General features: G+C 46.1%; 10 protein-coding genes. 1 reads left to right on the top strand and 9 read right to left on the bottom strand.

Annotation, left to right across the window (positions count from 1 at the left end):
- Positions 1-25 precede the first annotated feature (25 nt).
- On the top strand, positions 26-1663 hold the full coding sequence (gene pfaD / locus ACED41_RS04510; RefSeq protein ID WP_136974228.1) for an eicosapentaenoate synthase subunit PfaD: 1638 nt from the start codon (positions 26-28) through the stop codon (positions 1661-1663).
- Positions 1664-1776: 113 nt separating this feature from the next.
- Here pfaD and hflX read toward each other — a convergent pair whose 3' ends face one another.
- The 9 genes from hflX to ACED41_RS04465 all read right to left on the bottom strand — a co-directional run bounded on the left by hflX (position 1777) and on the right by ACED41_RS04465 (position 12880).
- A complete protein-coding gene (gene hflX / locus ACED41_RS04505) occupies positions 1777-3144 on the bottom strand; it encodes a GTPase HflX (protein ID WP_017071725.1) in 1368 nt (455 codons plus the stop codon).
- 270 nt (positions 3145-3414) lie between these two features.
- Positions 3415-4527: an ABC transporter ATP-binding protein gene (locus tag ACED41_RS04500; protein WP_017066148.1), complete on the bottom strand. Its 1113-nt coding sequence runs from the start codon at positions 4525-4527 to the stop codon at positions 3415-3417.
- 6 nt (positions 4528-4533) lie between these two features.
- Entirely contained in the window at positions 4534-5391 is an 858-nt protein-coding gene (locus tag ACED41_RS04495) for a carbohydrate ABC transporter permease (RefSeq protein ID WP_009848502.1), read from the bottom strand.
- Complete coding sequence (locus tag ACED41_RS04490) at positions 5388-6326, bottom strand: carbohydrate ABC transporter permease (protein ID WP_017071726.1); 939 nt, start codon at positions 6324-6326, stop codon at positions 5388-5390. The genes ACED41_RS04495 and ACED41_RS04490 overlap by 4 nt, the downstream gene beginning before the upstream one ends.
- 181 nt (positions 6327-6507) lie before the next feature.
- Positions 6508-7755 carry an ABC transporter substrate-binding protein gene (locus ACED41_RS04485; RefSeq protein WP_017066147.1) on the bottom strand — a complete coding sequence of 416 codons (1248 nt, stop codon included), beginning with the start codon at positions 7753-7755 and terminating at the stop codon, positions 6508-6510.
- Positions 7756-7866: 111 nt separating this feature from the next.
- Positions 7867-9312 carry an ATP-binding protein gene (locus tag ACED41_RS04480; RefSeq protein WP_371724545.1) on the bottom strand — a complete coding sequence of 482 codons (1446 nt, stop codon included), beginning with the start codon at positions 9310-9312 and terminating at the stop codon, positions 7867-7869.
- Positions 9313-9357: 45 nt separating this feature from the next.
- Positions 9358-10086, bottom strand: coding sequence for a response regulator (locus tag ACED41_RS04475; RefSeq protein WP_017060637.1), 729 nt, complete (start codon positions 10084-10086; stop codon positions 9358-9360).
- Positions 10087-10245: 159 nt separating this feature from the next.
- Entirely contained in the window at positions 10246-11703 is a 1458-nt protein-coding gene (locus ACED41_RS04470) for a protein adenylyltransferase SelO (protein ID WP_371724544.1), read from the bottom strand.
- 535 nt (positions 11704-12238) lie between these two features.
- Complete coding sequence (locus tag ACED41_RS04465) at positions 12239-12880, bottom strand: LysE family translocator (protein ID WP_371724543.1); 642 nt, start codon at positions 12878-12880, stop codon at positions 12239-12241.
- Positions 12881-12988 lie beyond the last annotated feature (108 nt).

Genomic DNA, 12988 nt, shown 5'->3' with positions numbered 1-12988 from the left:
ACACGGAACTAGGAAAGAAATAATTATGACAACTCAAACTACTATCAATAACGAAAAGCTATCTCCGTGGCCTTGGCAGATTGAAGAGAACACAACTCATTTTGATAGCGCGGCAATGTCGACCATCTTAAAAGACTTAAGCCTTGCTTGTTACGTAGTGAGCCACCCAGAAAAAGGCTTAGGCGTCAGCCAACAAGCTGAAATTACATCGGGTGATTCAGCAAGTGCAGCGAACAGCCAACCTGTTAGCGCATTTGCTCCTGCACTCGGTACACAAAGCTTGGGCGACGAAGAGTTTCGTCGCTGTCATGGCGTAAAATACGCGTACTACGCAGGCGCAATGGCCAACGGCATCTCATCTGAAGAGCTTGTAATTGCGCTTGGTCAGGCAGGCATTCTTTGTTCATTTGGCGCGGCAGGCTTAATCCCGTCTCGCGTTGAGCAAGCGATCAACCGTATTCAAGCAGCGCTACCAAACGGCCCTTACGCGTTTAACCTGATTCACAGCCCAAGTGAACCTGCACTAGAGCGCGGCAGTGTAGAGCTGTTTTTGAAGCACAAAGTGAAAACGGTTGAGGCTTCAGCCTTCTTAGGTTTAACACCGCAAATTGTTCACTATCGTGCTGCTGGTCTAAGCCGTGATGCAAAAGGCGAAATCCAGATTGGCAACAAAGTCATCGCAAAAGTGAGCCGTACTGAAGTCGCAAGCAAGTTCATGCAGCCTGCTCCTGTGAAAATGCTGCAAGCTTTGGTTGATGAAGGTCGAATCACAGCAGAACAGATGGAGCTAGCACAGTTGGTTCCAATGGCGGATGACATTACTGCAGAAGCGGATTCTGGTGGTCACACCGATAACCGCCCTCTAGTTACCCTGTTACCAACGATTCTTGCGTTGAAAGAACAGATCCAAGCTCAGTACCAATTCAAAACACCGCTGCGTGTTGGTTGTGGTGGTGGCGTCGGCACGCCTGACGCAGCTCTAGCAACGTTTAACATGGGCGCGGCATACATTGTTACTGGTTCTATTAACCAAGCCTGTGTTGAAGCTGGCGCGAGCGAACACACACGTAAGCTGCTTTCGACAACTGAAATGGCTGACGTGACTATGGCTCCGGCAGCAGACATGTTCGAAATGGGCGTGAAGCTGCAAGTGGTTAAGCGCGGTACCTTGTTCCCAATGCGTGCAAACAAGCTTTACGAGATCTACACACGCTACGACTCCATTGAAGCGATTCCAGTTGAAGAACGTCAAAAGCTAGAGAAGCAGGTATTCCGTTCAACATTGGATGACATCTGGGCAGGTACTGTTGCTCACTTTAACGAGCGCGACCCTAAACAGATCGAACGCGCTGAAGGCAACCCGAAGCGTAAAATGGCGTTGATTTTCCGCTGGTACTTGGGGCTTTCTAGCCGCTGGTCAAACACGGGCGAACAAGGTCGTGAAATGGATTATCAAGTATGGGCTGGCCCTGCACTTGGCGCATTCAACGCGTGGGCAAAAGACAGCTACCTAGATGATTACCAGCAGCGTAATGCGGTCGACCTTGCTAAGCACCTGATGCACGGTGCGGCTTACTTAGCACGTGTTAACCTGCTGACTTCGCAAGGCATCAAGCTTGATCCAGAACTAGCACGATGGAAGCCAACTCAAAGAATGGCGTAAATGACCTAAATGGACTGGTTGACGAGTAACTAATTACTCAGCGACAGGAAACAAAAAAGCGACCTTATCGGGTCGCTTTTCTTTTGGTTGTTCTTGCCAGGCTCGCTACAAAATTAAGACTTCTGCATACGCTTTTTCAAGCGCGCTAAATCAATTGCACTTGAGCGTACAGTAAGCTTGATGCATTCGTAGTCGTATTCTTCCTTCACCACACTCATGTTTGAGCGAATCTCACCGATAATGCCTTGTCCAGAATAAGGAATCGTGATCTCTTCTTCGATCATGCCTTGTTCAGCCACACCCACAATGTACTTGTGTAGTTTGGTGATATCGAGCGGGTCACGAGTCGAGGTCAGCATTGCATCTGGGAATTCTTCAATCAGCTCTAACTGTTCTTCTTCGCTCAATCTATCGCACTTGTTCAGTACCAATAGTTTTTCGCTGCCTTCAACGCCCACTTGCGCTAATACTTCGTGTACCACATCAAGCTGTGCGCGGAATGAAACATCAGAAGCATCAACCACATAAAGCAGCAATGAAGCATCATGCGCTTCTGCTAGTGTTGAGTGGAATGAAGCAACCAGATCGTGTGGCAGTTTCTTGATGAAACCCACCGTATCTGACACTAAGATACGCGGCTGAGTGATCGGCTGAAGTGCACGAACCGTGGTATCTAAGGTCGCGAATAGCTTGTCTTCACCACTCACTTCTGTTGCGGTCATTGCACGCATCATCGAAGATTTACCCGCGTTGGTGTAACCAACTAGAGCAACAGTGAAAAGCTCCGAACGCTGAGTGCGTCGGTTCTTCATTTCGTCTTGTACGCTAACCAGCTCACGCTTAAGTGCAGCAATTTGGTCACGTACTTTACGGCGGTCTAGCTCTAGTGAAGTTTCACCTGCACCCTGACCCATTTGACGCTCTTTATCACCGTCGGCCGTCTCACGCAGTCGAGGCACTAGGTAGTTTAGTCGAGCGATTTCAACTTGCAGACGTGCGGTACGAGTACGAGCATGACGGCTGAAGATCTCAATGATGATACCAGTACGGTCAAACACCTCGACACCCAAGTGAGCTTCTACATTACGCAGTTGAGATGGGCTCAAATCACAGTCGAATACCACTACGTCAGCAGTACCAAACTCCACGTCTTCAGATGGAAGATCATCAAAATCTAACTCATCGATACCAGCACGAAAATCAAAAGACTCATCGATAAAATCTTCATCTTCGGCTTCTTCAATCGAACCTTGGTAACCGGTTAAGTGTGCAATTTCTGCAAGCTTACCTGCGCCCAACACGTTTTGTCGTTGTGTTGAACTGTGGTGCTGTGATTGTGTACCGACCACTTTAAACCCTAGGGTTGTTACTAAGCGAGCAAGTTCGGCAAGAGACTCTTTTGCTTCGTCACCTTTGAAGTCCGGTGTCGTAATAGAAATAAGTAAAGCGTTACTAGCTGAGGGTTTTGCTGTTAGTTTCATGTATTCTTCTGTTTATGCACTAATGTGCAACCTAGTATTTGGTCTAAAGTAGCGCGATCCTACGCTGTTCTCGGTCAGCTTTATAGAGCTAACGGAGGCTATTTGGCGATATTATTGCAGTTAATCCATTTATCTCGTTTATCCCTCTGTTTTCGTGAGGAAATAAAACAGGCTAAAACAACAAAAAAGACAGCATCACGTTACTTATTAGTAATTAGTGATACTGCCTTTGCTTAAGCTTAGACTCTCATTGAGCTACTGTCTCAAAAACTAAAAATCAATTCTCGCTTCAGTCTGAGCATCAAAGAATACCGCCTTTGATAAGTCAAAATGCAGCGGCGCCATTTGCCCAACTGACACTTCAAATTCTGGCGACAAGCGACATGCCACTTCTTGGTCGTTCACTTTCACCATCGCAATCGTATCTGGCCCTGTTGGTTCTAGCACTTCTAACTGCAAGTCTAGCTTGGTCGTTGCCGACACATCTTCACTTTCCTGCTCGGTAATATGTTCAGGGCGCAGGCCAATCACCACTTCTTTGCCATCTTGCTCACGCATGCTTTGTGGTAATCGAATGTGGTGCTCTTGCTCAGCTGTACCCGTTACTTTGATGATCGGATTCTGCTCATCATCCAAATCCACCATGGTCTTAATGAAGTTCATAGATGGTGAACCCATAAAGCCCGCGACAAACATATTGTTTGGCTTGGTGTAGATCTCTTGCGGCGTACCGAGTTGCTGCAGTTCACCATCTTTCATCACCGCAATACGATCCGCCAAGGTCATCGCCTCTATTTGGTCATGGGTGACGTAAACAATGGTGGTGTTAAGCTTTTGGTGAAGGCGTTTAATCTGATGACGCATTTCAACACGCAGCTTGGCATCCAAGTTAGAAAGCGGTTCATCGAACAGGTACAACTTAGGACGACGCGCTAGTGCACGTCCCATCGCGACACGTTGACGCTGACCACCAGATAGCTGCGATGGTTTACGATCAAGCAGTTGTTCGATTTGTAGCATTTCAGCGACGCGATTCACTTCTGCGTCGATTTCGTCTTGTGGCATCTTGCGGATCTTCAAGCCGAAGGCGATATTGCCGCGTACCGTCATGTTTGGGTAAAGTGCGTACGACTGGAATACCATCGCGATGTCGCGGTCTTTAGGTTCAACCTGGGCCACGTCAACACCATCAATCACGATTTCACCCGAGCTAATATTTTCTAGCCCAGCAATGGTGTTCATTAGGGTGGATTTTCCACACCCCGAAGGGCCGACAAGTATCAAGAACTCCCCCGAATCGATACTGATGTCGATGCCCTTTAACGTTTCGTTGTCCGCGTTGCGATAGGTTTTACGGATCTGTTTTAAATCTAATGTTGCCATGGGTAATTATCCTTTTACTGATCCTGCCGTTAGGCCACGAACAAAATATTTTCCTGCGAAGACATACACCAACAGCGTTGGCAGCGCGGCGATGATCGCGGCAGCCATATCAACGTTGTATTCTTTAACGCCCGTGCTGGTGTTGACTAAGTTATTTAATGCTACGGTGATTGGCTGAGTCTCTGAGCCGGAATACACCACCCCGAACAAGAAATCGTTCCAGATTGCGGTGAACTGCCAGATCACCGTCACCATGATGATAGGCGTAGAGATCGGTAATAAGATCTTGAAGAAAATCGTAAAGAAGCCTGCACCATCCAGTTTTGCTGCTTTGATCAATTCATCCGGAATCGAGATGTAGAAGTTACGGAAAAACAGAGTTGTAAACGCCATGCCGTAGATAACGTGCACAATCACCAAGCCGATGGTTGTGTTCGCTAGCCCCATCTTGCCGAGCATGGTTGCCATTGGTAGTAGCACCACTTGGAACGGAATGAAGCAACCAAACAACAGTAAGCTGAAGAACAGATTCGAGCCTCGGAATTGCCATTTCGTCACTACATAACCATTGAATGCACCGAGCAATGTTGAAATCGCAACCGCAGGAATCACCATTTGGAACGAGTTCCAGAAGTAGCCTTTGATGCCTTCACATTTCACGCCCGTACAGGCGGTGTCCCACGCTTTATACCAAGCATCAAACACCCACTCTTTCGGTAAGCTCATCAAGTTACCTGCCTTGATGTCTGGCAGAGTTTTGAATGAGGTCAGCGCCATGACAAACAATGGCATTAGATACACCAAGCAGAAGAAAAGCAGTGCTGAATAAATAAAGATTCGAGCAAAATTGATGTTATTCATCATGACTTTTTCTCCCTAAGTTCAGAGTAAAGATAAGGCACGAGAATCGCTAAGATACCAGCAAGCATCATCATGGCACTGGCAGCACCAAGGCCAATTTGTCCGCGAGTAAAGGAGTGTGCGTACATAAATAGCGCAGGAAGATCCGATGAATAACCTGGGCCACCTGCCGTCATTGCCGTCACAAGGTCGAAACTCTTAATCGCAATGTGTGACGTGATGATCACCGCACTGAAAACCACAGGACGCAAGCAAGGTAAAATGATTTTGAGATAGATAGTGGGTAAGCTTGCCCCATCGATTTGAGCCGCTTTGATGATTGAAGAATCGATGCCACGCAGACCGGCTAAGAACATCGCCATCACAAACCCTGAAGACTGCCAAAGTGCCGCGATAACCAAGGTATACACCGACATTTCAGAGTCGACTAGCCAATCAAATTTGAAGTCACTGAATCCCCAATCTTGCATCAGCTTTTCAATACCAAGACCTGGATTAAGAATCCATTTCCAAGCGGTACCCGTCACGATGAATGACAACGCCATTGGGTAGAGATAGATAGTACGAATCGCTCCTTCTTGACGGATGTTCTGGTCAAGCAATACCGCTAAACCAACACCAAGCAAGATAGCTATCGCCATGAATAGAAAGCCAAACACACCGAGGTTAGTGATTGAGGTGATCCAACGATCGTTATCCATCAGCTTTTCATATTGGGTTAAACCAACGAAATTAAAGCTCGGCAGAAATCGAGAGTTGGTGAACGACAGCGCTGCCGTCCAAAAAATGTAGCCGTAGATACACACCACGGTCACTAACGCGGTCGGCGCCAGTACAATTTTAGGTAACCAATGTTGTAACCTGTCAGCAAAACTCGGTTTCGGTGCAGGCTGGCTCCTTGTGGGTTTTGGAGTCGACTCAGTCAAAACATGCTCCATAACTTATCCTTGTTGCACAATCGAGCCAATGGCTTACCTTTCGGCACCACATCAGCATCACGCATATCAGAATTGGGAGTGAAGAGTAGATAGGCTCCCTACGAGCCTACCCACCCTGGGGGTTTGGTAAAGCAACACAACCCGTCACTCACGTGCGTTGTGTGTCGCTTATCAAGTTATATTAGATAGCCGCTTTCACAGCTTTCGCTAACTTAGCCGCCGCTTGTTTTGGATCGGCATCTTTTTCGTTGAAGAAGTTGGTTACCACGTCGTAAATCGCGCCTTGAGCGTAGCTTGTTGTCGCTAGGCCGTGAGCCATACTCGGAACAAGATCGCCAGATTTCGCACTCGCTTTGAAGGTTGCCATTGAATCCAACGCACATTGGTCGAACTTAGACATGTCCATATCTAGACGTACAGGGATAGAACCCTTGTTAAGGTTGAAGACTTCTTGGAAATCTTTGGTAAGAATGGTTTTCGCTAGGTCTTGCTGCGCTTTTTGGTTCTCTTTGTCACTCAGCTCAAAGAACGCAAAGCTATCGATGTTGAAAGTGAATTGGCCATCAGTGCCCGGTGCTGGTGCACAGATGTAATCTTTACCCGGTACTTTGCCTGCCGCAGTAAATTCACCTTTCGCCCAGTCACCCATGATCTGCATTGCCGCTTCGCCATTGATAACCATCGAAGTTGCTACGTTCCAATCACGACCCGGAGAGTTGCTGTCGATGTAATCACGCATCTTTTTGAACTTGGTGAACACTTCCACCATTTTGTCGCCAGATAACACGTCCATATCCAGATCAACGAACGCTTTGTTGTAATCTTCACTGCCTAGTACATCAAGTGCTACAGCTTCGAATACCGTAGCGTCTTGCCAAGGTTGACCACCGTGAGCCAGTGGAATGAAGCCAGCCGCTTTAATCTTGTCTGCGGCAACAAAGAACTCATCTAACGTAGTTGGAACCGTCACGCCTGATTTTTCTAAAACAACAGGGTTAGCCCAAAGCCAGTTAACACGGTGAACGTTGACAGGAACTGCGACATATTCGCCATCCCACTTCATCACTTTAGTGACCACTTCTGGCAGTAGCTCATCCCATTTTTCTTGTTTCGCCGTTGCATCGAGAGACGTTAGAAAACCTAAACCACCCCACTCTTGAATATCATGACCTTTAATCTGCGCCGCAGATGGAGGATTGCCCGACACTGCTCGAGTTTTCAAAACAGTCATCGCACTTTCACCGCCGCCACCAGCAACAGCGAAATCTTTCCAAGTATGGCCTTGTTCTTCAATCATCTCTTTCAGTACAGCTGCGGATTTCGCTTCGCCACCGGCAGTCCACCAGTGAAGCACTTCCACTTCACCAGCTTGAGAAAATGTTGAGGCAGCAAGAAGAGATAGAGTAAGTAGGGTTTTATTGATTTTCATTATTATCTTCCATGTTTTAGCGGACTCGACGTCCGGTTCAATACAGAGTCTACTTATTCTGATTTGTAAGATTGAAACAAAAGGTAAGCTCAATGTAACACAATTGTTACATTAAACTTCTAGGCCGCGTGGAATATAGACTTTAGCTTCTAAGCCGCCTTGAGGGGAGTTGCGAATAATGAGATCTCCGCCGTGTCCATGCAGGATATTTCGGCAGATCCCGAGGCCAAGACCGTGTCCTTGATCATCAGTTGCTAACCTAAAGTAAGGTTCAAAAACTAACTCTAGCTTGTCTTCTGGAATACCGAGACCACGGTCTTGAATGGTCACGACCACCCAAAGATCATCACCGCTGATTTCAACAACTGCTGAGGAACCATACTTAACCGCGTTGTCGATTAAGTTGGTGAGTACACGCTTTATCGCCAGTGGTTTAGCGACCAATGGCTCAATGACGACCGGCTCGAACTCAACCTTTGTCTGATACTGGTTATGAGATTCAATCACTGAAAGTACCATTTCGTTGAGGTCAATAATGGCATTATTCTCGTGTAGATCGGTGTCTCTTACCGCTTGCAAAGCACCTTTAACCATCATCTCAAGCTCATCGAGATCTTTGTTGAATTTGTCTTTCTTTACTTCACTCTCCAACAACTCTGCACGCAATCTAAGCCGTGTTATTGGTGTCTTTAAATCATGTGAGATTGCAGAGAAAAGGTGCTCACGGTCGGCAACATAGCGACGAATCCGTTGTTGCATTCGATTAAACGCTCGGGTCGCCGTCACCAGCTCAGTAGCCCCCTCTTCGTTAAGTGGCGGCTGCTGAATATCCATACTCATCTCATTGGCCGCTCTTGCTAATTTTTTAAGAGGGCGTACTTGCCGACGAATCATCAAGTAAGTCAAAACCAAAAGAATGAGGGTCGAGGAAACTAAGAAGATCACCTGTTCTCTGCCGAGAATCGTATCGTCGAGTTTGACGTAAGGCGCAGGCAACAACGCGGCGATATACACCCATTCATGACTGGCTAATTCTATCTGAACAACCAGAATAGGAGGGTTAAGAGGTTCTAAGGTTAAAGTATGATGTGCCCACGATCGTGGGAGATCGCTCAAGTAGATGTCATTTTTAAGCAAACGAAGATGTTCAGGGCGAGAGAAATCAACCCGCACTGATTCGACTTTATTGAGCTTGCTACTCAAAACACTTTCTATCGCTTCAATCGAGGCGGTTTTTAAACGGGTATCAGGGATCGGTTCGACAATCAACGCCTCTTTATTGAAAGAAACGAAGAAGCGCGTACCGCCCATATTGCGGATTTGATCCAACACGATATGGCGATATTTAACGGGCAGAGACTGGAAGAAAGTCACCGTCGAGGCAAACATATTGGCCATGCTTGAAGAGGCAGAACGAATCCCCTCCAGTTCTTTGTGTTTGGATTCGCTATACCAAATAGACGTTGCGATACCTTGAGCTATCACCACAGCTAACAAGGTCAGTAACAATGTTCTGGCAACCAAAGAGTTTGGCTTTAACCGACTCAACCCGTTCATAGGAAATACTTCATTGCCGAGGTGCTCATTAACATCACTTGATTATCAGTGTTCATACTGAACAGGCACAGCGAGGATATAGCCATTACCGCGCATGGTTTTGATGTAGTGAGGATACTTGCCACTGTCGCCCAATCGGCTTCTCAGACGACTAAGCTGCACATCAATGCCTCGCTCAAAAGGCAACGCTTCACGGCCTCTGGTCGCGAATGAGATAGTGTCACGGTCGAGAACTTCGTTAGGGCGAGTTAAGAACAACATCAACAGAGAAAAATCACTGCCCGACAAATCCATCTCTTCCGAGTTTTCATTGTGGGAAATTCGATGCGCTAACGTATCAAGCGTCCAATCACCAAAAACAATCTGTTTTGGCAATGCATCACTTGTCTTGTCATCCACCACTTGAACGCGGCGCAACAACGCTTTGATACGCGCCATTAACTGACGAGGGCTAAACGGCTTGGCAATGTAATCATCAGCACCAATTTCTAAGCCGATAATTTGGTCGGTTTCATCCGATACGGCAGTCAGCATGATGATAGGCACATTCGATTGCTTACGGACGCGTTGACACAAGGTAAAACCATCGTCACCGGGTAGCATCACATCAAGCAGAATCAGATCTGGATAACCTTGGTTTTGCAGATGAGCTTCTAGTTCAACACCATCTCCCACAGAAGAAACATCGAAACCAGATTTTGTGAGGTACTCTTCCAGCAGCTCGCGGATTTCTTGATCATCATCCACCACGAGAATTCGAGTATTTGTTGGCATCGCCCAAACCTATTAAATTTACAACTTATTCACATAGTGTATAGGCTGGCCGATTGTTTGATTATTGACATGTTTGTAAAGTTAGAAGAACAAACAGATAAAGATCACAACTTAGTGACCTCTATCTGAATCTTTAGGGCTTAATCCGCTATTGGTTGGTTATGAAGAGCAGCTGATCTGCATGGCTTTACCCCACTCAGGAGGTAGAGCCGCAAGGTATTCATAATCCGGGTGTTCCGCATAAGGGTCTGCCAGTACCACCATCAAAGCGTCAATATCGCTGCTATCACCGCGCTCTGCTTTGTCTATCGCTAGCTGAGCTAGGTAGTTTCTGAGGATGTATTTCGGGTTTACCTGTCTCATATTTTCGCAGCGCTCGACCACTGAGCTATCTTCCAATTCGCAGCGTTGTAAGTAGTTATCTACCCACAGTTTTGCTGCCTCTCGATCAATTATCAGATCAATCACTTCTTGTGGCGACAAGGTGTCTAGGTTCGATAGCGTTCTAAAGAACCTTGGGTAGTCGACTTTGTTTTGCGACATCAGCTCGAACATAGATTCAAACAAACGACTGTCGCCTTCTTGTTTCGAAAGTAGCCCCAACTTACGACGCATCATCTGACTAAAGTAACCGTTCATTTGCGGTTCGTACTGCTCTAAAGCCGCCTCTAAGTCGGCCTTATCCACCAGCGGAGAAAGTGAGTGAGCCAGTGCCGACAGGTTCCAAAGCCCTATTCTTGGCTGCTGGTTAAAAGCATAACGACCTTGGTAATCCGAGTGATTACAGATCAATCTTGGGTCATATTCATCAAGAAACGCGAACGGGCCATAATCGAAAGTTTGCCCGATGATCGACATGTTATCGGTGTTCATCACGCCATGAGCAAAACCATTCGCTTGCCACAACGCAATCATCTCCGCGGTACGGTCAACAATCTGATTAAACATAGCAGCGTAGGGTTTCTCTTCATCGAGACACTCAGGGAAGTGCCATTCAATGACTTTATCGGCCAGCAACTTATGCTCAGCCAACTGATTGGTATAAAACAGATGTTCAAAGTGACCGAAACGGATGTGTGATTCGGCAGCACGCACCAACAATGCGCCCCACTCTTGCTTCTCTCGATATACCGGTGTGTCGCTGGTCATCATAGCCAACGCGCGAGTGGTTGGGATATTGAGCCCTGCCATCGCTTCGCTACATAAGTACTCACGAACGGTTGATCGAATAACAGCGCGTCCATCGCCCATACGTGAATAGGGCGTTTTACCGGCACCTTTAAGGTGTAAATCGAACGTTTCGCCACTTTTCGCGACAATTTGAGCTAATAACAGCCCTCTTCCATCACCTAAATCCGGGTTATAAGAACCAAACTGGTGGCCTGCGTATTTCATTGCTACAGGCGAAAACTGCTCAGGTTCAACATTGCCAGATAACGTTTCAAGCAATTCCTCGGAAGCATCATCAAATGACAAAAAACCGAGTTCATCCGCAAGCTTATGATTCCATGCGAGCCATTGGACATTGCTGAGCGGTGTAGGTTGAATTGGGGTATAGAACAGTCGAGGTAATGCAGTAAATCGATTGTTAAATGAAATAGAATCCCAGACAGACATGAGAGATACACTGTAGATAAAAGATAACTTAAGATTATCACAGTTTCGTAACAACTTCAGAAGTGCGATGGCGCTTGTTTATAGAGGTAAGGTGATAAACCATTCCACAAGAAGAAAGTGGTGACTAGGAGTAAATTACTGGGGGATGCTTGCTAGAAGAAGATGACTAAGAAAAAGTTAAGTGGCTAGCCTGATGAGAAAAGCCACATTTATAAGAGAAAGAGTTCTGACTTTGAAGACTTTTTAACAAGTGATTTCATAATAAAAACTAAAACTATAGAGCCATGAAGCTGACTACATTAGAGCAAGAATACCCACTAGAGAAAGGGTAGAGAAAATCCAAGTACGACTGATTACGCCAAAGTTACTGTGTTGAATCATTTCTTGATGCTGCATATGTCTCTCCTTGAGAACGTGATGGTGTAACTACAATATATCGGCTTTTCGCCAAAAGCAGCAAGCACATTAATATTAACCTTTTATGACAGCATCAAGAATATTCTGTAATCATTCACCTCTCTGATAAAACAGAAAGTTATGCTCGACTGGTCGTCGAAAGCAGTGCGCCAGCCCCAATAAAGACACCTCCAGTGACACGATTAAAGACCTTGGCTCGACCTTTCGCAAACAACCAATTTGACGACTTCGCCCCCAAGTAGGCATACACCAATAACCAAGACAATTCCATCACTGCGAAGGTAAAAGCAAACACGGTAAACTGTGGTAATAGCGCAATTGAGGGATCAATAAACTGTGGGAAAAGTGCAGTAAAAAACAAGATAGCTTTGGGGTTACTCCCGCCAACAATAAAGCCACTTAAGTAATGCTGCGCAGCGCTTTCTTTGACAGATTGAGCACCGCCTTGTTGATCCGATAACTTGTCATAATCTTGTTGGCTAGAGCGCAGAGACTTCCAACCGAGGAAGATCAGATAAGCTGCACCAGTCCATTTTATGACATTAAATACCACTTCAGACGAAGCAATAATTACCCCTAGCCCGGTAAACGATAAAGTTAAAATACCAGTAATCGCAGTTAAGCTCCCCAAGGCAGTAAATATCGATAATTTAAAGCCAGATTGCACACCTTTGGTCATGCACAATAAAGAACTTGGGCCTGGTGATGCCGTTAAAATTAGCACCGCTAATAAATAATAAATCCATGTATCAAAGCTCATCGTGAATCCTCCTTAACTCACTAAAACGACTAAATATTAAACACCAATATGTAATAAGCCCTCATATTAATCAACTAAATATTGCGCTTAACGTCTTCGATATAAATG

The organism is Vibrio sp. 1F255 (genome assembly GCF_041439145.1).
Lineage (GTDB): Bacteria > Pseudomonadota > Gammaproteobacteria > Enterobacterales > Vibrionaceae > Vibrio > Vibrio crassostreae_C.
This window is presented reverse-complemented; position numbering and strand designations above follow the sequence as displayed.

Coding starts and splice junctions, on each gene's coding strand:
- ACED41_RS04490 (WP_017071726.1), bottom strand. CDS start 6,326: ATGGAGCATGTTTTGACTGAGTCGACTCCAAAACCCACAAGGAGCCAG.
- ACED41_RS04500 (WP_017066148.1), bottom strand. CDS start 4,527: ATGGCAACATTAGATTTAAAACAGATCCGTAAAACCTATCGCAACGCG.
- ACED41_RS04485 (WP_017066147.1), bottom strand. CDS start 7,755: ATGAAAATCAATAAAACCCTACTTACTCTATCTCTTCTTGCTGCCTCA.
- ACED41_RS04480 (WP_371724545.1), bottom strand. CDS start 9,312: ATGAACGGGTTGAGTCGGTTAAAGCCAAACTCTTTGGTTGCCAGAACA.
- ACED41_RS04470 (WP_371724544.1), bottom strand. CDS start 11,703: ATGTCTGTCTGGGATTCTATTTCATTTAACAATCGATTTACTGCATTA.
- ACED41_RS04465 (WP_371724543.1), bottom strand. CDS start 12,880: ATGAGCTTTGATACATGGATTTATTATTTATTAGCGGTGCTAATTTTA.
- hflX (WP_017071725.1), bottom strand. CDS start 3,144: ATGAAACTAACAGCAAAACCCTCAGCTAGTAACGCTTTACTTATTTCT.
- ACED41_RS04475 (WP_017060637.1), bottom strand. CDS start 10,086: ATGCCAACAAATACTCGAATTCTCGTGGTGGATGATGATCAAGAAATC.
- ACED41_RS04495 (WP_009848502.1), bottom strand. CDS start 5,391: ATGATGAATAACATCAATTTTGCTCGAATCTTTATTTATTCAGCACTG.
- pfaD (WP_136974228.1), top strand. CDS start 26: ATGACAACTCAAACTACTATCAATAACGAAAAGCTATCTCCGTGGCCT.